This is a genomic window from Janthinobacterium sp. HH106, from assembly GCF_001758725.1.
In the GTDB taxonomy this organism is placed as follows: Bacteria; Pseudomonadota; Gammaproteobacteria; order Burkholderiales; family Burkholderiaceae_D; genus Janthinobacterium.
In genome coordinates, this window is the sequence record NZ_LRIC01000048.1 from 166,862 (window position 1) to 186,811 (window position 19,950).

Here is a 19,950-nt window from a genome sequence, read left to right on the forward strand (position 1 = left end):
TTCAAGTCTGCGGCGCCGTTGCCTGCTCCAGGTCGTCGAGCCAGCGTATCGCCTGTTCGCGGCTGGCGCCGCACATCTCTGCCGACGGCTGCAATCCTGCGCAGAACGCCGGCCGTTCCGGCTGTCCGAAAATGCGGCAGCGGCTATCGTCTCCCAGCTGCACGCAGCGGACGCCAGCGGGTTTCCCGTTCGGCATGCCCGGTATCGGACTGGTGATGGAGGGAGCGATGCAGCACGCTCCGCAGTGGTCGCGGCAGTTCATGGTTATTCTTTAGTGGACGACCAGCTTGCCATCCGGCTGCCAGGGAGCAGGCGCAGGACGGCATGGCGATGGCTGGAAAGGGATCAGGGGCCGACAGTATAGCAAGTCGGCGCGGCCTGCCGCTTCCCGCCGCTTGCCTAGCGCACGATGCTGACGCGCTTGCCCGACAGGGTGCGGCGGGCCGGATCGCCATGCACGGTGATGCGGCCGGAACCGCTGGCGCGGGCGTTGACTTCATTCTGGACGGTCACGTCGATGTCGCCGGAACCGTTGCTCGCCAGATAGGCAACGTCGCTGCGCAGGGCAGCCAGGTTGATGTCGCCCGAGCCATTCACGTTGGCGTCGAGACGCTGCACGGCGCCGCTGGCGCTGATGCTGCCCGAGCCGTTGACGGCCACGTTGATGCGTTCGCCGCGCACGCTGCCCAGCTGGATGTTGCCCGAGCCGTTTTGCACCGCATCCGTGTTGCCGCTGGCGAGGGCCGCCGCGTTGATGCTGCCCGAGCCATTGTTGGCCACGTCGAAGCGTCCCACCGTACCCGACAATTCGCTCTTCATCGAACCGCGCTGCTCCAGGCTGAAATCGTCGCCATTGAAACCGCTGGCCACCAGGCGGCCCGAGCCGGAGATGTTGATCTTTCTCATTTGCGGCGTCGTGTAGATGACGTGGATGCCATTGCTGCTGCGAATGTTCGTATCGCTCCAGATGCGCAGGGTATTGCCGCTCACTTCGCTATGGATGCGCGGCTGCAGATTGCTGTCCGCTTCGATCACCAGCGATGTTGCCGGCCCCACGCGCACGTCGATCTTGATATCGATGCGCTTCATGCTGTCGATGTCGAGCGTGTTGATGTTGCTGACCTGGCGCACGTCGCGGCTCACTTGCTCGTTGCCCTGGATGGCATTGCTACCCGAATCGGCATGGCGTACTTCGCCATCGTTGGGGTGGATGACGATGGCGCAACCGCCGAGGGCAAGGGCACAGCACAGGGCCAGCAAGGTACGCATGGTGTTTCCTTTATGATTGTTTTAGTTCAGGACAAGAAGTAAGCCGGCTGCCGCGCCGCGGCTGCCGTGCTGTCGATGTCAAGATAGCAAAGCGTCTGTCTTTGCTGAACGCCAATGCGATGAACTGCGCAAAACGGGGGCTGAAACGCATTCTGGTTCACCCAGCGCCACAGGTCAGGCGCCAGAGGAGGTGTCGCCAATGCCGGTACGGAGCGTACAATACCCGTGTTCGGCATGCTGGGCGGTGCCCCGCCTCGCCCGTGCTTGACCTTGCCCGTAGACAGGGCTACTATTAATGACTCAAAAGTAAGTTATTTGGAAAGACACATGCAAGCCCCGATTGATACCAAGCCCCGCTGGGAGCGGCGCAAGGATGCCCGCCCGCAGGAATTGCTCGCCGCCGCCCTCGACCTGTTTGTCGAACGGGGCTTTGCATCGACGCGCCTGGAAGATGTGGCCAAGCGGGCGGGCGTGTCGAAAGGCACCCTGTACCTGTACTTTGAGAATAAACAAGAGCTGTTCAAGGCCGTCGTGCGCGACAATATCGTGCAGTCGATCGGCGAGGCGGAAGACAGCATGGCCGCTTCGGACAGCAGCAGCGCCGAATTGTTGCGCAAGGTAATGATGCAGTGGTGGGAAGAATTCGGCGCCACCAAACTGGCCGGTTTGACCAAGCTGATGCTGGCCGAAGCGAACAATTTCCCGGAACTGGCGCAGTTTTACAACGAAGAAGTCGTCGCGCGCGGCAATGGACTGATCGTCAGTCTGCTGGAACGGGGCATGCAGCGGGGCGAATTCCGCCAGATCGATCCCGTGCTGGTCAGCACCATCCTCAGCGCACCCGTCACCATGCTCATGATGTGGACGCACTCCTTCGTGCCGTGCGAGGTCAAGGATATCGATCCGCTCGCCTATATGGATGCCTTTATCGACATGAGCTTGCGCAGCCTGCAGGCGGAGGCGCCCGGGAAAAGCTGATGCACCGGGCCTGGCTACTACCGTTCAGTTACCCCTTTTCCAAGGTTCGCCCCCCCAAATCTGCAGATCGTCGCAAATTTCCTCCATTCCCCGCCTTTATGGTTAACATGTGCTTTCAGCCAGTTCAACGATAAAATGGCGGATTATTACTTCACTTACCGAGTCCAAAGATGAATATCGAACAAGCCCGCTTCAATATGATCGAACAGCAGATCCGTCCATGGGACGTACTGGATATCGACGTGCTGGAGCTGTTGAACGTGGTCAAGCGTGAAAATTTCGTGCCGGCCGCCTATAAAAACCTGGCCTTCGTCGATACGGAAATTCCACTGGGCGGCGGCGAATGCATGTTCACGCCAAAGCTGGAAGCGCGTATTTTGCAAGACGTAGCCGTCAAGAAGCATGAAAATGTTCTGGAAATCGGCACCGGCAGCGGTTACATGGCCGCGTTGCTGGCGCACAAGGCGCGTCATGTGACGAGCGTGGAAATCGTTCCCCAATTGAAAACCCTGGCCGAGCAGAACCTGGCCGCCAACGGCGTGACCAACGTGACCGTGGAACTGGGCGACGGCGCCCAGGGCTGGAGCAAGGGTGCACCCTACGACGTGATCGTCGTGTCCGGCGCCCTGGCCGTGCTGCCGGAAGCGCTGTTGCAACAAGTCAAAGTCGGTGGCCGCATCCTGGCCATCATCGGCGAAGCGCCGATCATGTCGGCGCACCTGATCACGCGCAGCTCGGACAAAGCCTATGACACGCGCAAGCTGTTTGAAACCAATGTCACGCCGCTGCAAGCCGTGGCACCGTCGCATTTCCAGTTCTGAGGCGACCGATTCGATGGAGCATTTGAGTGCACCGCAGCTGGCCGCCTGGCTGGCTGACCCTTCCCGCCCGCGTCCGTTCTTGCTGGACGTGCGGGAACAGTGGGAGTTCGACCTGTGCCACCTCGACGGTGCCACCTTGATGCAGATGAACTCGATTCCCGCGCGCATCGATGACCTCGATGAAGACGCCGAAATCGTCTGCATTTGCCATCACGGCATGCGCAGCATGCAAGTGGCGGCCTTCCTGGAGCGCAATGGTTTTGGCAAGATCAGTAATTTGACAGGCGGCGTGCATGCCTGGGCGCTGCAAGTCGACAGCGCCATGCCGAAATACTAAGTGAATTCGCAGTAGATGCACTTCCAGGCATGTTTTTCTGCATGCCTGCGGAGGCCTGTACCCCGCTCCTGCCGGCGCGGCCGCCAGGCAGGCTGTAACCGATTTTTGATTCCATCAACTTTTGACGACTCCAACGGAGAAATGCAATGCGGAAACCCCTTATCGCCGTGCTGATGACCAGCGCCTTTGTCTCGATGACATGCTCGCTGCAAGCGCAGGCGGCCGATCTCATCCAGGTGTACCAGCAGGCGCTGGCCAATGACGCGCAGTACGCCAGCGCGCGCGCGGCCCTGTCTGCCGGGATGGAGCGGGTTCCGCAGGGGCTGGCAGGCTTGCTGCCGCAAATCTCCGCCTCGGGCAGCAATACGCGCGGCAATCAGGAACAGATCATCCAGAACAATGGCGGCAACAAGATCACTTCGCCGTCCGTCAACGTCCGCGCGAACAGCTACAACCTGACCCTGGCGCAGCCGCTGTTCCGCTGGGACCGTTGGGAAACCTACCAGCAAAGCAAGCTGGCGCAGGCGATTGCCGAAGCGCAATTTGCGCAAGTCCAGCAAGACTTGATCACGCGCGTGGCGCAAGCGTATTTCGACGTGCTCAGCGCGCAGGACAACCTGGGCGCCACGCAGGCGCAAAAAGTGGCCACGACGGAGCAGCTGGCATCGGCCAAGCGCAACTTCGAAGTCGGCACGCAAACAATTACCGACACGCACGAAGCGCAAGCGGCCTATGACCTGGTGGTGGCGCAGGAATTTGCCGCCATCAATGACCTGGCCAACAAGCGCAGCGCCCTGCAAACCATCATCGGCGAAGCGCCGACGAGCCTGGCGCCAATGCGCGCGGGCGTGGTCATCAGCGCGCCGGAACCGGCCGCCATCGAGCCGTGGGTGAGCTCGGCGGAAGAGCAGAACTACAGCGTCGTCACGGCCCAGTTCAACGTGGAATCGGCCAAGCGTGACATCGGCCGCAACCGCGCCGGCCACTATCCGACCCTGGATCTGATCGCCAACACGGGCCACACCTACACGTCCGGTGGCGGCAATGGCAGCGGCAATAACAACAACGCCATCGGCGTGCAGTGGAGCATCCCCATCTTCAGCGGCTTTGCCGTGACGAGCAAGGTGCGCGAATCGATCGCGCTGGAAAACAAGGCCCGCAACGATCTGGAAACGGCACGCCGCACGGCATCGCAAGGCGCGCGCCAGGCGTTCCTCGGCGTCAACAGCGGCCTGGCGCAAGTCAAGGCGCTGGAAGCGGCGGAAGTGTCGAGCAAGTCGGCGCTGGAGTCGAACCAGCTCGGCTATCAAGTGGGCGTGCGCATCAATATCGACGTCTTGAATGCGCAGAAACAATTGTTCTCGACGCAAAAAGACCTGTCGAAAGCCCGCTACGACACCATCATGAACGGCTTGCGCCTGAAGGCCGCCGCCGGCACCCTGAAGGAAACGGACTTGATGCCCGTCAACGCCTTGCTCGTCAAGTAAGCGCGCTCTGCTCTACATGAAAACCAGCCCCGGCAACGGCGCTGGTTTTTTTTCGCCTTGACGTGTGCTCACACGGCGCGGCTGTTGGCGAACTGGGTCAGCACGACACCGGCCACCACAAGGCCCGCGCCGGCCCAGTGCAGCGGAGAAATATGCTTGACGGCAAAACCCAGCAAGCCGTAGCGGTCGATGGCCAGCGCGGCCAGCATCTGCCCGCCGATGACGGCTGCCATGAAGGGGCCGGAACCCATGCGCGGCGCCAGCATCAGCGCGGCCGTAATATAAAACACGCCGGCCGCGCCACCGAGCCAGGACCAGCCCGGCCCGCGCACGGCGAGGTGCAAATCGGGCGCCGGCACGCGCCAGGCCAGCATCACGAGCGACGCGAGCACGGCGCTGACGGCCAGCGAGGCGATGGTGGCCCATAGCGGGTGGCCCAGATTGCGGTCCAGCGCCGCATTCGCGCCCGCCTGGAAAGGGACGACGGCGCCGGCCAGCATGGCCAGCGGGGCAAACAAGGTGATCCATCCGTGCATGTGCGACTCCCTGCGTGTTGAGTTGATGCAGTCATCGTATTATGCTGTCATCATTAAATCCAATTCGTATTTTGTCAGCTAACTATGCACCAAATGAATAATCTGCGCGCCGTCGATTTGAACTTGCTGGTGATCCTGGATGCGCTGCTGAGCGAACGCCATCTGTCGCGCGCGGCGGAACGCCTGCACATGAGCCAGCCTGCCGTCAGCCATGCGCTGGCGCGCCTGCGCCATCTGCTCGACGACCCGTTGCTGCTGCGCGGCAAAGGCGGTTTCCAGCCCACGGCGCGCGCCCTGGAATTGGCGCGGCCGCTGGCCGAAGCCCTGCAGAGCGTGCGCTCCGTGCTCGGTGGCGCCGTCTTCGAGGCGGCCACGGCGCAGCGCGTGTTTCGCCTGGCCATGTCGGATTACGGTGCGGCATTGATCTTGCCCGCTTTGCTGCGGCGTTTGCGCGTGGAAGCGCCCGGCATCGACGTGGCCGTCAGCTATGCCAGCCGTTCTGCCGTGGTGGCCGGCGTGCAGGATGGCGAGATCGATCTGGCGCTGGGCGTGTTCCCGCAACTGCCCGAGCAGTTGCACAGGGAAACCTTATTCGAGGAAACGTTCATGTGCGCGCTCGATCCGGCCAGCCTGGCGCCGGGCGAGAGCTTGAGCTTGCAGACCTATCTGGCGCGCCCCCATGTGCTGGTGGCGTCCGGCGAAGGCGGCATGGCGGCCGAAGTCGATGCAGCGCTGGCGCAACTGGGCCAGGCGCGCCGCATCGCCGTGCGCGTGCCGTACTGGACGGTCGCACCGGATGTCGTGATGGGGACGGATCTGATATTGACGGTGGCGCGGCGTGCCTTGCAGGGCATTGAGGCGCAGGGGCTGGCGCTGTGCTCCGCGCCGTTTGCCATCGCGCCGTTTGCGTTTGAAGCGATACGGCACCGCCGCACGGACGGCGATGCGGGGATCGCCTGGCTGCGTGCGGCCATTGCGTCGGCCGCCGAGCCAGGCTGAGGTGTTACAGGCCTCCGCCCTGGCCGTCGAACTTGCGCTCGATCAATTCGATCTTGTAGCCATCCGGGTCGGTGATGAAGGCGATGACCGTGTTGCCGCCCTTGACGGGGCCCGGTTCGCGCGTGACGTTGCCGCCGTTCGCGCGTGCCGCGTCGCAAGCGGCGACGATATCGTCGGCCGAGATGGCGATGTGGCCATACGCCGTGCCCAGCTCGTAGCTGGTGGTGCCATAGTTATACGTCAGTTCCAGTTCCGCGTGGTCGGGATTCGCGCCATAGCCGACGAAGGCCAGCGTGTACTGGTATTCCGGATTGTCGCTGGTGCGCAGCAGCTTCATGCCCAGGACGTTCGTGTAAAAGTCGATGGAGCGCTGCAGGTCGCCGACCCGTAACATGGTGTGCAAAATACGCATCGTAAATCCTTGAGGGTGAGAGGGGAATGGCAGGATTTTATGCGTTTTACGGCTTTCTTGCCGAGACCGCCCTTGCCGCCCGCTGGTACCGGGGCGGCGGACGGTGGCGGGCTTACTCCAGGCGGGCGTCCAGAGTGATTTCTGTGGCCAGCAACTTCGATACGGGGCAGCCGAGCTTGGCGCGCAGGGCCGCGTCCTGGAACGCTTCGTCGGTGGCACCGGGGATGGTGGCCACCAAGGTCAGGTGCACGGCCGTGATGGCATAGCTGCCATCGATTTTTTCCAGGCTGACGTCGGCTGTCGTTTTCAGGGCCGTGGCGCGCAATCCCGCCTCGCCCAGTTGGCCGGACAGTGCCATGGTAAAGCAGGCCGCGTGGGCCGCGCCGATCAGTTCTTCCGGATTGCTGCCGGGACCGTCTTCGAAGCGCGTGTTGAAACCATAGGCCACATTGTCGAGTGCGCCGCTTTGGGTGGAAATAAATCCTTTGCCATCCTTAAGGCCGCCACTCCAGACGGCTGATCCTGTTTTTTTCATGATGTACTCCTTGCGTGGTTCGAAGGTCCATCATGCGCGTGGCATCCTTGCCCTTCCGTTCGTTGCGCCACACAGGGGGCGCATGCGCGGCGCCAATGTGTTCACGGCGCCGGCGTGACGCGCCAGATGACATTGCCCACGTCGTCCGCCACCAGCAGCGCGCCCGCCTTGTCGACGGCCACGCCGACGGGGCGTCCCTGCGCCTTGCCATTGCCGTCGAGGAAGCCGCTGACGACGTCCTGCGGCGGCCCGCTGGGTACGCCATCGGCGAAGGGCACATAAATGACTTTATAGCCGCTGAAGGGCTTGCGGTTCCACGAGCCGTGCTGGCCGATGAAGGCGCCGCCCCGGTAGCGTTCCGGCAGCAGCGTGGCATCATAAAACGCCAGTCCCAGCGAGGCCGTATGCGCGCCCAGCGCGTAGTCGGGCGCAACAGCCGTGGCGACCAGTTCGGGACGGGGCGGCTTGACCCGCGCATCGACGTGCTGGCCGAAATAACTGTAGGGCCAGCCATAAAAGGCGCCGTCCTTGACGGACGTCATGTAGTCGGGCACCAGGTCGTTGCCCAGCTCGTCGCGCTCATTGACGGCCGTCCACAGGGCGCCCGTCCTGGGCTGCCAGGCCAGGCCCACGGGATTGCGCAAGCCCGTCGCATACACGCGGGCCTTGCCCGTGGCGCGCGTAAATTGCCAGATGGCGGCGCGGCCATCTTCGGCCGCCATGCCGTTTTCGCCCACGTTGCTGTTGGAACCGACGGCAACATAGAGAAATTTGCCGTCGGGGCTGGCGATGACGTTCTTGGTCCAGTGGTGATTGATGGGGCCGCCCGGTAAATCCATCACCTTGACGCCGGGCGCCGTGATGGCTGTCTGGCCTTCCTTGTAAGGAAAACGCATCAAGGCGTCGGCATTGGCGATGTACAGCTCGTTACCCACCAGGGCCATGCCGAATGGCGAGTTCAGTCCTTGCAGGAACACGCTGCGCGTCTGCGCCACGCCATTCGCGTCGACGCCGCGCAGCAGGGTGATGCGGTTGGCGCTGGGCGTGGCCGCGCCCGCTTTTTTCATCTGCATCTGCATGATGGCACCCTTGATGCCCTTGCTGTCGTCCGGCTTCGGCGGGGCGTTCGTTTCCGCCACGAGCACGTCGCCGTTCGGCAAGACGTACAGCCAGCGCGGATGGTCGAGGTCGCGCGCATACGCATGGATGGCCAGGCCCGCCGCGACAGCGGGGTGCTGCGCGGCCGTCCAGCGCTGCACGGGCGCCACATTCACGGTGGGAATCAGCTGCTTGTCCGGTGCGGGCAGGGTGGGCTGCGGGCCGAAGCCCACGGGCATGGCGGGCGCCTGGGCATGGGCGAGATGGGCGCCGCAGGCAGCGGCCAGCAGGAAGGAACGGGCGTAACGGTGCATGGCGTACTCCGGAGCATGAACAGTGCGGGTAGCAGAGCGTGACCGTTGGAGTCAGCGCGCCTTCTTTGGTTCCAGTTGCGCGTCGGGACGGGCTTGCTGCGGCGCGGCGGGCTTGACCTTTTCCACGCCCGGCTGGGCGTGCAGGTCCGTATCGACCAATCCCTGCTCCAGGTCGCTGGCCGCCTGCTGCATGATCTTGCGTGGGCGCACGTTCTGCGCATCGGGCGATTCGTCGCGCTCGTGCGGCAGACGGTCGATGCCGTCATTCTTGACCTTTTCATCGGTATTGATCTTGCGTTCGCTATGCTGGGTAACCATATGGCCTCCTGACAGAAGAATTGACGTGGGATCAGTGTCCTGCCGCAGCCAGGCTGCCTGCAAGCGGATTTGTCCATCCAGGGAGCGCTGGCGCACGCATGGATGATTCTTTTTCTGCGCTACACTGCGTGCAACACCAAGAACGCCCCTTGCGGGCACACGGCAGCCGCACTATACTGTGGATATATACAGTATCATGCGATGGCGGCGTGCGACGCGACAGCCTGGGGCGGCTTGCCACCGAATTCATTACCGAGATTTTTATGCCCGTCGATAACTACGCCGACCAGCGAGCCGAACAGCCAGCCGCGACCTTGCCAGCCCCGGGCGAGCGCTTCAACCTGGGCGCCAAGACCATTGCCCTGGTCGTGCGCCAGAATACGGATGGCATTGCCGAGCCCGTGAAAAGCATCGTCGATTTCCTGCAAGTGCTGGGCCACACGGTGGTCTTCGAGGCGGAGACGGCCGCGCACCTGAACCTGGCGTTTCCCGGCGTGCGCGCCATGTCGCCGGCCGAGATCGGCGCCGCCGCCGATTGCGCCATCGTCATGGGCGGCGATGGCACCATGCTGGGCATTGCGCGCCAGCTGGCGCCATTCGACGTTCCCTTGATCGGTATCAATCAGGGGCGCCTGGGTTTCATGACCGATATTCCGCTTGAGCGCATGCTGCCCGTGCTGGCGCAAATTCTCGGCGGCCGCTTCAAGGCCGAGCGCCGCACTTTGCTCGAAGGCAGCGTGCTGCGCGACGGCGAGTCGATTCACGTGGGCATGGCCGTCAACGATGTCGTCGTCTCGCGCGGCGGCGGCGCCGGCATGGCCGAATTGCGCGTCGAGGTCGACGGCCACTTCATGTACAACCAGCGTTCGGATGGCTTGATCATTTCCACGCCCACGGGCTCGACCGCATATTCGCTGTCGGCCGGCGGCCCGCTGCTGCATCCGACCCTGGGCGGCATCGTGCTCGTGCCGATCGCCCCGCATGCGCTGTCGAACCGCCCCATCGTCTTGCCCGATTCCAGCCAGATCGTCGTGGAAATCGTGCGCGGGCGCGATATCAGCGTCAATTTCGACATGCAGACCTTTGCCAGCCTGGTGCAGCAAGACCGCATCCTCATCCGCCGTTCGCCCCATACGATTACTTTCCTGCATCCGGAAGGGTGGAGCTACTACAACACCCTGCGTGAAAAACTGCACTGGAATGAGTACCCGTCGGGCGAGGGCAAGCTCAGCTAATAGTTTCTCCACCTCAACCCGCGGTGCGCCGCCTAACCACAGAAGCCATGCTCCATACACTGTCCATTCGCGATTTTGTCATTGTCGATACCATTGAACTGGAATTTTCCGCCGGCTTCAGCGTGCTGACGGGCGAGACGGGCGCCGGCAAGTCCATCCTCATCGATGCGCTGACCCTGGCGCTGGGCGGGCGCGGCGACGCCAGCGTGGTGCGCGAAGGCGCGGCCAAGGCCGACATCACAGCCGATTTTTCCGTCAGCGAGGTGGCGCAGGCCTGGCTGGTGGCGCATGAATTCGCCAACGACGATGGCGGCGCCCTGCTGCGCCGCGTGATCGACAATGCGGGCCGCTCGAAGGCGTATATCAACGGCATCCCCGCCACGGCCGCCCAGCTGCGCGAACTGGGCGACATGCTGGTCGATATCCACGGCCAGCACGCGCACCAGTCCTTGCTGAAAAGCGAAGCGCAGCGCGCCTTGCTCGACGGCCAGGCGACGGCGCGCGAAGCGGGCGCGGAGCAGGATGCGCGGCAAGTGGCGGCGCTGCACAAGCGCTGGCGCGCCCTCGTGCGTCAGCGCGAGGAATTCGAAACGAATGCCGCCAACGTGCTGTACGAGCGCGAACGCCTGGAATGGCAAGTGGGCGAACTGGAAAAGCTGGCCGCCAAGCCCGGCGAATGGACGGAGATCACGAACGAGCACAGCCGCCTGTCGCACGCGGCCAGCCTGCTGGAGGGGGCGCAGGAAGCCCTGGCGATCATTTCCGAGTCGGAAGACCATCCGATCGTGTCGCAACTGTCGGCCCTGAACCAGAAGCTGGGCAAGCTGGTGTCCGTCGATGCTGAATTGCAGCCGATCGTCGACCTGATCGAGTCGTCGCGCATCCAGCTGCAGGAATCCGTGTACGCGCTGAACAATTACCTGGACCGCGTGGAACTGGATCCGGAGCGTCTGCACCAGCTCGACGCGCGCATGGAAGCCATGCACAGCACGGCCCGCAAATTCCGCGTCACGCCAGAAGAATTGCCGGAGGAACACGCCAAGCTGTCGGAAAAGCTGCAGCACCTGGCCGACGCTTCCGATATCGAGGGCTTGCTGCGCCAGGAAGCGAAGATCGAGGCCGAGTACCGCGCCGTGGCCGAGCGATTGTCCGCCACGCGCCGCGCCGCCGCCCTGGAGCTGGGGCAAGCCGTCACGCGCGCCATGCAGGAACTGAGCATGACGGGCGGCAGCTTCGAAATCGCGCTGCACCCGTGCGATCCGGCCGCCCACGGCCTCGAGCAAGTCGAGTTTCTCGTTGCAGGCCATGCGGGCACGGCGCCACGCTCCCTGGCCAAGGTAGCGTCCGGCGGCGAACTGGCGCGTATCGCGCTGGCCATTTCCGTCATCACTTCGCACGCCACCACCACGCCGACCCTGATCTTCGACGAGGTCGACAGCGGCATCGGCGGCGCCGTCGCCGAAGTGGTCGGACGCTTATTAAAACGCCTGGGGCAGGGACGCCAAGTGCTGTGCGTGACCCACTTGCCGCAAGTGGCCAGCCAGGCCAATCAGCATTTCCAAGTGGCAAAAAGCACCCTGGACAACGGCAAGACGGCGTCGCGCATCGACATGCTCGACGCCAAGGCCAGGGTGGAAGAAGTGGCGCGCATGCTGGGCGGCCTGGAAATCACGGCCACCACGCGCAAGCATGCCCGCGAATTGCTGGCGATTTGAACGCAGGCTTAAATCCGGGGTCAGACCCCCGGACGCGTTAGCGCTGAGCTTGACGTTAGCGGCATTGAGGGTCTGACCCCCGATGTTGACGCAATGTAACTATAATAACTGCCTAATCCATCCAACGCCTTCGAAGAGCCTTCATGTCATTTCAAACAGAACCGCCGTACACGCATGGCAGCATCGACCGCAGCGCCGTGGTGCTGGTCAACCTGGGCACGCCCGATGCGCCGACCTCGTCGGCCGTGCGGCGCTACCTGAAGCAATTTTTGTCGGACCCGCGCGTGGTGGAGATTCCCCGCCTCGTCTGGTGGTTCATTTTGAACCTGATTATTTTGCCCTTCCGCTCGGGCCAGTCGGCCAAGAAATACGCGTCGATCTGGACGCGCGAGGGCTCGCCCCTGAAAGTGCACACGCAAAAGCAGGCGAAACTGCTGGCCGGTGCCCTGGCCGAGCGGGGGCACGATGGTGTGACCGTGGCCATGGCCATGCGCTACGGTTCGCCTTCCTTGCCCGAGGTGCTGGCCCAGCTGAAAAGCGAAGGCTGCGAACGGATCGCCATCCTGCCGGCCTATCCGCAATACTCGGGCACGACGACGGGTTCCATCTACGACGCCGTATTCGCCCATTACGTCACGGTGCGTAATGTGCCGGAATTGCGTTTCATCAAGCAATATCACGAGCACGACACATATATCGACGCCTTGCGCGATTCCGTGCTGAACCACTGGGAAGCGCATGGCCGTCCGGAAAAACTGGTGATGAGTTTCCATGGCGTGCCCAAGCGTACCTTGCTGCTCGGTGATCCCTACCACTGCCAATGCCTGAAAACGGCGCGATTGCTGGCAGAAAAGCTGAAATTAACTAAAGAGCAATACGTGGTGACCTTCCAGTCGCGCTTCGGCAAGGCCGAATGGCTGCAGCCGTACACGGCGCCCACCCTGGTGGCGCTTGCGCAGCAGGGCGTCAAGCGGGTCGACCTGCTGTGCCCTGGCTTTACCAGCGATTGCCTGGAAACGCTGGAAGAGATCGCCATGGAAGCCAAGCATGATTTCGAGACGGCCGGCGGCCAGCACTTCCATTACATCGCCTGCCTGAACGAAACGCCAGCCTGGATCGCGGGCATGGCGGAAATTGCGGAGCAGCATATGATCGGCTGGCCGACGATGAAGACGGCGCCGCAGCGCGACGCGGACAAGAAGGCGGGCGAGCAGGCGCGCGCCGCGGCGCTGGCACTGGGCGCGGCGAATTAAAGATAATTAATTTTTTCACAATCAAAAGCCGCGCTTGCGCGGCTTTGTCATGTTTGGCGCGACAAAAGTACTATCCAGATAGCAACGCCGCCAGTGGCGATGGCCGCGGCGGGGCTGGTAGAATGCCCGCTTTGCCCGGGGAAGCCTGGAAAATCAAGGGGGCGCGCACGGCTCACTGGCCGAAATGGGTAGCCTTTTGTAATAAGCTGTAACATGAATCGCTGTAATTCTGGTTTTGCCGTGTATACCCCTTGAAACAATAGGATATAGCCCCATCTGCCCGTTAGTGTTGTAAAGATAGTTAGACTAACTCATTTAAGTCATTGATTGTAGGAGCTTTCTAGATGCAAGATCAGGAAAACCAAGCTGTACCTAATCCGCAAGCGGACGCCGCGGCGACTGCCCCATCGACTCCCGCAGAGCCTACTTTGGAAGAGCAGCTGGCGAGTACCGAAGCGCGTCTTGCAGAGATGCACGATGCCTTCATGCGCGCCAAGGCCGATGGCGAAAATATTCGCCGCCGTGCGCAGGAAGATGTTGCTAAAGCGCATAAATTCGCAGTGGAAAGCTTTGCCGAAGCCATGGTGCCGGTGAAAGACAGCCTGGAAACGGCGCTGACGGTGGAAGCACCGACCATCGAATCGCTGAAAGAAGGCGTCGAGATGACCCTGAAGCAACTGAACGCCGCGTTCGAGCGCAACCGCCTGGTGGAAGTCTTGCCAGTGCAGGGCGAAAAGCTCGATCCGATGAAACACCAGGCCGTTGCCGTGGTGCCAGCGGAGCAGGAAGCCAATACCATCGTGTCAGTCTTGCAAAAGGGCTATATGATTGCGGACCGCCTGCTGCGTCCAGCCATTGTCACGACCGCGCAAGCAAAATAATCAGAGTGCGGCATCAAGCAAGCCTTGAAACCATGCCGCTTTGCCACATATAAGAACCATCTGAAATCTAGCAAATAAAAGGAAAAAAATCATGGGTAGAATTATCGGTATCGATCTGGGAACCACGAATTCCTGCGTTTCCATCATGGAAAACGGTCAACCAAAGGTAATCGAAAACGCTGAAGGCGCACGCACGACGCCGTCGATTATTGCTTATCAAGAAGATGGCGAAATTCTCGTCGGCGCGCCAGCGAAACGCCAGGCCGTGACCAATCCGAAAAACACGCTGTACGCAGTCAAGCGTCTGATCGGTCGCAAGTTCGACGAAAAAGAAGTCCAAAAAGACATCGCGCTGATGCCGTATCAGATCATGAAAGCCGACAACGGCGATGCATGGATCGGCGTACGCGACAAAAAACTGGCGCCGCCGCAAATTTCGGCTGAAGTCCTGCGCAAGATGAAAAAAACGGCAGAAGACTACCTCGGTGAAGAAGTCACCGAAGCCGTCATCACCGTGCCTGCCTACTTCAACGACTCGCAGCGTCAAGCCACCAAGGATGCCGGCCGTATCGCTGGCCTGGACGTCAAGCGCATCATCAACGAGCCAACCGCGGCAGCGCTGGCGTTCGGCCTGGACAAGACCGAAAAAGGCGACCGTAAAATCGCCGTGTATGACTTGGGTGGCGGTACGTTCGACGTGTCGATCATCGAAATCGCAGATGTTGATGGCGAGAAACAATTTGAAGTGCTGTCGACCAACGGCGACACCTTCCTGGGCGGCGAAGACTTCGACCAGCGCGTCATCGATTACATCATCGACGAGTTCAAGAAGATCAACGGCATCGACCTGAAAAAAGATCCGATCGCCCTGCAGCGCATCAAGGCTTCGGCCGAGCGCGCGAAGATCGAATTGTCGTCGTCGCAGCAAACCGAGATCAACGAGCCGTACATCGCCATGGCGAACGGCGCACCGGTCCACTTGAACCTGAAGATGACCCGCGCCAAGCTGGAATCGCTGGTGGAAGAGCTGATCACGGCCACGATGGAACCATGCCGCACCGCCATCAAAGATGCTGGCGTGAAAGTGTCGGACATCGACGACATCATCCTGGTCGGCGGTATGACCCGTATGCCGAAGGTGCAGGAAAAAGTGAAGGAATTCTTCGGCAAGGATCCACGCAAGGACGTGAACCCGGACGAAGCCGTTGCCGTAGGTGCAGCGATTCAAGGTTCGGTCCTGTCGGGCGAACGCAAGGACTTGCTGTTGCTGGACGTCACCCCTCTGTCCCTGGGTATCGAAACCCTGGGCGGCGTGATGACCAAGATGATCCACAAAAACACGACGATTCCGACCAAGTTCAGCCAAGTGTTCTCGACGGCCGACGACAACCAGCCTGCGGTGACCATCAAGGTCTTCCAGGGTGAGCGCGAAATCGCCGCCGGCAACAAAGGTCTGGGCGAATTCAATCTGGAAGGCATCCCGCCAGCATCGCGCGGCACGCCACAGATCGAAGTGACCTTCGACATCGACGCCAACGGCATCTTGCACGTCGGCGCGAAAGACAAGGCCACCGGTAAGGAAAACAAGATCACGATCAAGGCCAATTCCGGCTTGACCGAGGCTGAAATCCAGAAGATGGTGAAAGACGCCGAGCTGAACGCCGAAGAAGACAAGAAGGTCAAAGAATTGGCCGAGTCGCGCAACCAGGCCGATGCTCTGGTACACTCGACCCGGAAATCCTTGACCGAATACGGCGACAAGCTGGACGCGGGCGAGAAAGAGAAGATCGAAGCGGCGATCACCGACCTGGAAGCAAGCATCAAGGCGGGCGACAAGGCTGAGATCGACGCCAAGGTGGAAGCACTGTCGAGCGCATCGCAGAAACTGGGCGAAAAAATGTATGCCGACATGCAAGCGCAGCAAGCTGCCGGCGGCGCGGAAGGTGCACAGCAAGCTGCTGGCGCATCGGACGCAGGCGCCAAGCAGGACGACGTTGTTGACGCTGACTTCAAGGAAGTCAAAGACAGCAAGTAATTGTCTTGCGCTCCCATGAACCGGGGGCAGCCGGGCTGAACGCTACATCGCGGGATTAGCCGCGAAGACCGGCCGAGCCGAGTCGCTGCGCCTAGCGCAGCACTCGACTCGGCTTTTTCGTGTAATTTTTACATCAGTAGATAGACTGCAAGGTGCCGACAACATGGCAAAGCGTGATTTTTACGAGACACTCGGTGTCGCAAAAAATGCTTCGGAAGAAGAGATCAAAAAGTCTTACCGTAAACTGGCGATGAAATACCATCCGGACCGCAATCCGGATAGCAAGGAATCGGAAGAAAAGTTTAAGGAAGTCAAAGAAGCCTACGAGATGCTGACCAATCCGGAAAAGCGCGATGCGTATGACCGTTACGGTCACGCCGGCGTGGACCCGAACATGGGCGGTGGCGGCGGCTTCGGCGGCGGTGCTGGCGGCTTTGCCGACAGCTTCGGCGATATCTTCGGCGACATCTTTGGCGGTGGCGGTGGTCGCAGCCGCAATGCGGGTCCACAGGTGTACCGTGGCGCCGACTTGCGCTACAACCTGGAAATTACACTGGAGCAAGCTGCGCACGGCTTCGACACGACGATTCGCGTGCCGAGCTGGGACAAGTGCGACACTTGTCATGGCAGCGGCGCCAAGCCGGGCACCTCGCCCACCACCTGCGGTACTTGCGGCGGTCACGGCCAGGTGCGCATGCAGCAAGGTTTCTTCAGCATCCAGCAAACCTGCCCGAAATGCCATGGCAGCGGCAAGGTCATCACCGACCCCTGCACGCCATGCGGCGGCGCCGGTCGCATCAAGCGCAACAAGACCCTGGAAGTCAAAATTCCAGTCGGTATCGACAACGGCATGCGTATCCGTTCGTCCGGCAACGGCGAACCGGGCACGAATGGCGGCCCGTCGGGCGACCTGTATGTGGAAATCCACATCAAGCCGCACGCCGTGTTCCAGCGCGAAGGCGACGACCTGCATTGCGAAATGCCGATCTCGTTCACCAAGGCAGCTTTGGGTGGCGAAATCGAAGTGCCTACCCTGAACGGCAAAGTGTCGTTCACGATTCCGGAAGGCACCCAGTCGGGCAAGACCTTCCGCCTGAAAGGCAAGGGCATCAAGGGCGTGCGCTCCGGTTACGCGGGCGACCTGTTCTGCCACGTGGCCATCGAAACACCGGTGAAACTGACGGAAAAACAGAAAGACCTGCTGCGCGACTTTGAAAAGTCGACGACCGAGGGCGGTGCCAAGCACAGTCCGCAAAGCAAGACCTGGAAAGACAAGGTCAAGGATTTTTTTGAATAAGCACACGTAACACCATGCGCCGGGATGCTGAAACATCCCGGCGTTTTTTTCATCACGACTGAACAATGTGCGAGCATCGCCGGCCTATGGGCGCGATCTGCGGCCAATTCAGTCGTACGCACACAATGGGAGCGATATGACCGAACAGAAAAATGGCCCGGCCCTGGCGGAACTGCTGCAGCGTAACCGCCGCTGGGCCGACTCGATGGTGGCGAAGGACCCGAACTTCTTCAAGAACCTGGAAGCGCAGACATCGCCCGAATACCTGTGGATCGGCTGCTCCGACAGCCGCGTTCCCGCCAACGAATTGCTGGGCATGGCGCCTGGCGACGTGTTTGTGCACCGTAATATTGCCAATGTGGTCGTGCATTCCGACCTCAATTGCCTGTCCGTCCTGCAATTTGCCGTGGACGTGCTGAAAGTCAAACATATCATCATCGTCGGCCATTACGGCTGCAAGGGCGTGCATGCGGCCATGACGGGCACGCGCATCGGCCTGGTCGACAACTGGCTGCGCCACGTGCAGGACGTTGGCCAGAAGCACGAGCGCTATCTGGGCGACGTATTGACGAGCCGCCAGCGCGGCGACCGTCTGTGCGAACTGAACGTGGTCGAGCAAGTCTTGAACGTATGCCAGACCACCGTCGTGCAAGATGCGTGGGAACGGGGCCAGGAACTCAGCGTCCATGGCTGGGTCTACGGCTTGAAGGATGGCTTGCTGAACGACCTCGAAGTGACGGTCACGGCCGGCCATGAGCTGGCGCCGCGCATGGCGACCCGCCTGGCCCGCTACGAAGCAATCGCGTAAGCGGCGCTGGCGCCGCGTCTATGGCGCGGCGCCTTCCAGGCGGTCCAGATAATCGGCCGCCTCCCGCACGCCCTCCTGCGCCGCCTGGCGCAGCCAGGTTCTGGCCTGGGGAAGGTCCTGCGGCGTGCCCCGGCCTTCGGCCAGCGCCACGCCATAGTGATAGCGCGCCAGCCGCGCATAGGCGGCGTCATCGTTGGTATGGGCGCCGCGCCGCATCAGCGCCGTCGCCTGCGCCAGGTCCCTGGGCACGCCGATGCCCGTTTCATACAGCTGGGCCAGCCAAATCATCGAATACACATCGTTCCAGCGCCGGATGCAGTCTTCAAAGATGGCGACGGCCGCCGCATGGTCGCCCGTCTTGTCGGCCGCATAGCCGTATAAACACTTGATGCGCTTGTCGCTGTGCACATAGGCTTTGTAGCTGAGATCACTTTCATCCTGGCTGTCCTGGGCGTGGACGGGAACAGCGAACAGAACGGCGAGCATCAGGGCGTAGGCGTGCATGGTTTTCCTGGGCGATGGTTGAAGATTGGCAGACAAGCAAGTTGCGTGCTAGCTCCCTTTCCGGGCACAAAGCCGGTGCCGCTGTGCCCTTGCGTGACAGCGCCTGTTGCAGCATGGCGCAATGCGCCGCGCATATCCATATAGTAAATGCTTCGTTTGCAAGGAGCGCAGGCCGGCATACAGTGGACTTCCCCAGACTCTAGTCGAGTTCCCATGTCGGCCGTCCTGAAATCCGCGTTTTCTTCCAGCCAGTTCCGCATCGAAACGTTCGATGCGCCGCTCGGCGCACAAGTGCTGGGGCTGGACCTGTCGCAGCCGCTGTCGCTGGGCGACTTCCAGCGCCTGCACCACGCCCACCTCGACCATCATGTGCTGGTGTTCCGCGACCAGCGCATCACGCCGCAGCAGCAAGTCGATTTCAGCCGCCGCTTCGGCCCCCTGCAAATCCACGTGCTGCGCCAGTTCCAGCTGCCTACGCAGCCGGAAGTGCTGATCATCTCGAACATCGTTGAAGATGGCCAACCCATCGGCCTCGGTGACGCGGGCCATTTCTGGCATTCCGACCTGTCGTACAAGGAAGTGCCCAGCCTCGGCTCCATGCTGCACGCGCAAGAGTTGCCGGACGAGGGCGGCGATACCGTGTTTGCCAACATGCACCTGGCCTGGGAAAGCTTGCCGGCCGCGCTGCGCCACGCCGTGCGCGGCGCCCGTGCCGAACACAGCTACCTGAGCCAGTATGAGGAGTTGCGTCGCCGCAACCCGTGGCGCCCGGCGCTGACGCAGGCGCAGATCGATGAAGTCAAACCCGTAACGCACCCTGTGGTGCGCGTGCATCCGGAAACGGGACGCCGTGCCCTGTTCGTCAGCGAGCATTTCACCACGCGCATCGTCGGCTTGCCCGCCGATGAAAGCCGCGCCCTGCTCGACGAACTGTTCGCCCACAGCGTGCGCCCCGAACACCTGTATGTGCACCGCTGGCAGCCGCACGACCTGGTGTTCTGGGACAACCGCTCGCTGATGCACCTGGCGACGGGCTGCCCGCTCGACCAGCGCCGCAAACTCTACCGCACCACCATCGAAGGCGATGCGCCTTACTGATTTTGACTGTTGATTTAACC

General features: G+C 61.7%; 21 protein-coding genes. 13 read left to right on the plus strand and 8 right to left on the minus strand.

The genetic code is table 11. The annotated features are described in order from the left end of the window. Position 1 precedes the first annotated feature (1 nt). Positions 2 to 262 carry a YkgJ family cysteine cluster protein gene (locus tag JAB8_RS28240; RefSeq protein ID WP_070220477.1) on the minus strand — a complete coding sequence of 87 codons (261 nt, stop codon included), beginning with the start codon at positions 260 to 262 and terminating at the stop codon, positions 2 to 4. Positions 263 to 399: 137 nt separating this feature from the next. Continuing rightward, positions 400 to 1,269 (minus strand): head GIN domain-containing protein, encoded by an 870-nt coding sequence (locus JAB8_RS18290; protein ID WP_070290870.1) that lies wholly within the window; start codon positions 1,267 to 1,269, stop codon positions 400 to 402. Positions 1,270 to 1,596: 327 nt separating this feature from the next. On the opposite strand from JAB8_RS18290, the gene JAB8_RS18295 reads away from it, so the two are divergent. From JAB8_RS18295 to JAB8_RS18310, 4 genes are all read left to right on the plus strand, one after another. Further along, positions 1,597 to 2,247 carry a TetR/AcrR family transcriptional regulator gene (locus tag JAB8_RS18295; RefSeq protein WP_070220474.1) on the plus strand — a complete coding sequence of 217 codons (651 nt, stop codon included), beginning with the start codon at positions 1,597 to 1,599 and terminating at the stop codon, positions 2,245 to 2,247. 170 nt (positions 2,248 to 2,417) lie between these two features. After that, positions 2,418 to 3,068 (plus strand): protein-L-isoaspartate O-methyltransferase, encoded by a 651-nt coding sequence (locus JAB8_RS18300; RefSeq protein ID WP_070220472.1) that lies wholly within the window; start codon positions 2,418 to 2,420, stop codon positions 3,066 to 3,068. A 13-nt stretch (positions 3,069 to 3,081) separates the two neighbouring features. Next, positions 3,082 to 3,405, plus strand: coding sequence for a rhodanese-like domain-containing protein (locus JAB8_RS18305; protein ID WP_034788759.1), 324 nt, complete (start codon positions 3,082 to 3,084; stop codon positions 3,403 to 3,405). A gap of 146 nt (positions 3,406 to 3,551) precedes the next feature. After that, on the plus strand, positions 3,552 to 4,892 hold the full coding sequence (locus JAB8_RS18310) for a TolC family outer membrane protein (protein WP_070290871.1): 1,341 nt from the start codon (positions 3,552 to 3,554) through the stop codon (positions 4,890 to 4,892). Between the two features lie 68 nt (positions 4,893 to 4,960). Here the strand turns inward: JAB8_RS18310 and JAB8_RS18315 are convergent, their stop codons facing one another. Beyond that, entirely contained in the window at positions 4,961 to 5,428 is a 468-nt protein-coding gene (locus tag JAB8_RS18315; RefSeq protein ID WP_070290872.1) for a DMT family transporter, read from the minus strand. A gap of 93 nt (positions 5,429 to 5,521) precedes the next feature. Between JAB8_RS18315 and JAB8_RS18320 the strand changes: the two genes are divergently transcribed. Beyond that, on the plus strand, positions 5,522 to 6,427 hold the full coding sequence (locus JAB8_RS18320; protein WP_070290873.1) for a LysR substrate-binding domain-containing protein: 906 nt from the start codon (positions 5,522 to 5,524) through the stop codon (positions 6,425 to 6,427). Positions 6,428 to 6,431: 4 nt separating this feature from the next. Here JAB8_RS18320 and gloA read toward each other — a convergent pair whose 3' ends face one another. The 4 genes from gloA to JAB8_RS18340 form a co-directional block, all read right to left on the minus strand. Continuing rightward, complete coding sequence (gene gloA / locus JAB8_RS18325; RefSeq protein WP_070290874.1) at positions 6,432 to 6,839, minus strand: lactoylglutathione lyase; 408 nt, start codon at positions 6,837 to 6,839, stop codon at positions 6,432 to 6,434. A 112-nt stretch (positions 6,840 to 6,951) separates the two neighbouring features. Continuing rightward, positions 6,952 to 7,374: an OsmC family protein gene (locus JAB8_RS18330; RefSeq protein WP_070220462.1), complete on the minus strand. Its 423-nt coding sequence runs from the start codon at positions 7,372 to 7,374 to the stop codon at positions 6,952 to 6,954. 101 nt (positions 7,375 to 7,475) lie between these two features. Further along, positions 7,476 to 8,786, minus strand: a complete 1,311-nt coding sequence (locus tag JAB8_RS18335; RefSeq protein ID WP_070290875.1) for a sorbosone dehydrogenase family protein — start codon at positions 8,784 to 8,786, stop codon at positions 7,476 to 7,478. Positions 8,787 to 8,837: 51 nt separating this feature from the next. Next, a complete protein-coding gene (locus JAB8_RS18340; RefSeq protein WP_070220458.1) occupies positions 8,838 to 9,104 on the minus strand; it encodes a hypothetical protein in 267 nt (88 codons plus the stop codon). Between the two features lie 263 nt (positions 9,105 to 9,367). Between JAB8_RS18340 and JAB8_RS18345 the strand changes: the two genes are divergently transcribed. From JAB8_RS18345 to can, 7 genes are all read left to right on the plus strand, one after another. Further along, positions 9,368 to 10,339: an NAD kinase gene (locus JAB8_RS18345; RefSeq protein WP_227742053.1), complete on the plus strand. Its 972-nt coding sequence runs from the start codon at positions 9,368 to 9,370 to the stop codon at positions 10,337 to 10,339. 47 nt (positions 10,340 to 10,386) lie between these two features. Continuing rightward, entirely contained in the window at positions 10,387 to 12,054 is a 1,668-nt protein-coding gene (gene recN / locus JAB8_RS18350; protein ID WP_070290876.1) for a DNA repair protein RecN, read from the plus strand. Positions 12,055 to 12,197: 143 nt separating this feature from the next. Then, positions 12,198 to 13,307 carry a ferrochelatase gene (gene hemH / locus JAB8_RS18355; RefSeq protein WP_070290877.1) on the plus strand — a complete coding sequence of 370 codons (1,110 nt, stop codon included), beginning with the start codon at positions 12,198 to 12,200 and terminating at the stop codon, positions 13,305 to 13,307. A 344-nt stretch (positions 13,308 to 13,651) separates the two neighbouring features. After that, entirely contained in the window at positions 13,652 to 14,188 is a 537-nt protein-coding gene (gene grpE, locus JAB8_RS18360) for a nucleotide exchange factor GrpE (RefSeq protein ID WP_034788734.1), read from the plus strand. Between the two features lie 91 nt (positions 14,189 to 14,279). Beyond that, positions 14,280 to 16,223, plus strand: coding sequence for a molecular chaperone DnaK (dnaK, locus tag JAB8_RS18365; protein ID WP_070290878.1), 1,944 nt, complete (start codon positions 14,280 to 14,282; stop codon positions 16,221 to 16,223). 163 nt (positions 16,224 to 16,386) lie between these two features. Next, a complete protein-coding gene (gene dnaJ / locus JAB8_RS18370) occupies positions 16,387 to 17,520 on the plus strand; it encodes a molecular chaperone DnaJ (RefSeq protein WP_034745985.1) in 1,134 nt (377 codons plus the stop codon). A gap of 136 nt (positions 17,521 to 17,656) precedes the next feature. Further along, positions 17,657 to 18,328, plus strand: a complete 672-nt coding sequence (gene can / locus JAB8_RS18375) for a carbonate dehydratase (RefSeq protein WP_034788731.1) — start codon at positions 17,657 to 17,659, stop codon at positions 18,326 to 18,328. Between the two features lie 18 nt (positions 18,329 to 18,346). On the opposite strand, the gene JAB8_RS18380 is transcribed toward can, so the two are convergent. After that, positions 18,347 to 18,832 (minus strand): SEL1-like repeat protein, encoded by a 486-nt coding sequence (locus JAB8_RS18380; RefSeq protein ID WP_070290879.1) that lies wholly within the window; start codon positions 18,830 to 18,832, stop codon positions 18,347 to 18,349. 213 nt (positions 18,833 to 19,045) lie between these two features. On the opposite strand from JAB8_RS18380, the gene JAB8_RS18385 reads away from it, so the two are divergent. Then, positions 19,046 to 19,930 carry a TauD/TfdA family dioxygenase gene (locus JAB8_RS18385; RefSeq protein WP_070290880.1) on the plus strand — a complete coding sequence of 295 codons (885 nt, stop codon included), beginning with the start codon at positions 19,046 to 19,048 and terminating at the stop codon, positions 19,928 to 19,930. Positions 19,931 to 19,950 lie beyond the last annotated feature (20 nt).

Coding starts and splice junctions, on each gene's coding strand:
- JAB8_RS18385 (WP_070290880.1), top strand. CDS start 19,046: ATGTCGGCCGTCCTGAAATCCGCGTTTTCTTCCAGCCAGTTCCGCATC.
- hemH (WP_070290877.1), top strand. CDS start 12,198: ATGTCATTTCAAACAGAACCGCCGTACACGCATGGCAGCATCGACCGC.
- dnaK (WP_070290878.1), top strand. CDS start 14,280: ATGGGTAGAATTATCGGTATCGATCTGGGAACCACGAATTCCTGCGTT.
- JAB8_RS18330 (WP_070220462.1), bottom strand. CDS start 7,374: ATGAAAAAAACAGGATCAGCCGTCTGGAGTGGCGGCCTTAAGGATGGC.
- JAB8_RS18300 (WP_070220472.1), top strand. CDS start 2,418: ATGAATATCGAACAAGCCCGCTTCAATATGATCGAACAGCAGATCCGT.
- gloA (WP_070290874.1), bottom strand. CDS start 6,839: ATGCGTATTTTGCACACCATGTTACGGGTCGGCGACCTGCAGCGCTCC.
- JAB8_RS18315 (WP_070290872.1), bottom strand. CDS start 5,428: ATGCACGGATGGATCACCTTGTTTGCCCCGCTGGCCATGCTGGCCGGC.
- JAB8_RS18340 (WP_070220458.1), bottom strand. CDS start 9,104: ATGGTTACCCAGCATAGCGAACGCAAGATCAATACCGATGAAAAGGTC.
- dnaJ (WP_034745985.1), top strand. CDS start 16,387: ATGGCAAAGCGTGATTTTTACGAGACACTCGGTGTCGCAAAAAATGCT.
- JAB8_RS18305 (WP_034788759.1), top strand. CDS start 3,082: ATGGAGCATTTGAGTGCACCGCAGCTGGCCGCCTGGCTGGCTGACCCT.
- JAB8_RS18345 (WP_227742053.1), top strand. CDS start 9,368: ATGCCCGTCGATAACTACGCCGACCAGCGAGCCGAACAGCCAGCCGCG.
- JAB8_RS18310 (WP_070290871.1), top strand. CDS start 3,552: ATGCGGAAACCCCTTATCGCCGTGCTGATGACCAGCGCCTTTGTCTCG.
- JAB8_RS18290 (WP_070290870.1), bottom strand. CDS start 1,269: ATGCGTACCTTGCTGGCCCTGTGCTGTGCCCTTGCCCTCGGCGGTTGC.
- grpE (WP_034788734.1), top strand. CDS start 13,652: ATGCAAGATCAGGAAAACCAAGCTGTACCTAATCCGCAAGCGGACGCC.
- recN (WP_070290876.1), top strand. CDS start 10,387: ATGCTCCATACACTGTCCATTCGCGATTTTGTCATTGTCGATACCATT.
- can (WP_034788731.1), top strand. CDS start 17,657: ATGACCGAACAGAAAAATGGCCCGGCCCTGGCGGAACTGCTGCAGCGT.
- JAB8_RS18320 (WP_070290873.1), top strand. CDS start 5,522: ATGAATAATCTGCGCGCCGTCGATTTGAACTTGCTGGTGATCCTGGAT.
- JAB8_RS28240 (WP_070220477.1), bottom strand. CDS start 262: ATGAACTGCCGCGACCACTGCGGAGCGTGCTGCATCGCTCCCTCCATC.
- JAB8_RS18295 (WP_070220474.1), top strand. CDS start 1,597: ATGCAAGCCCCGATTGATACCAAGCCCCGCTGGGAGCGGCGCAAGGAT.
- JAB8_RS18335 (WP_070290875.1), bottom strand. CDS start 8,786: ATGCACCGTTACGCCCGTTCCTTCCTGCTGGCCGCTGCCTGCGGCGCC.
- JAB8_RS18380 (WP_070290879.1), bottom strand. CDS start 18,832: ATGCACGCCTACGCCCTGATGCTCGCCGTTCTGTTCGCTGTTCCCGTC.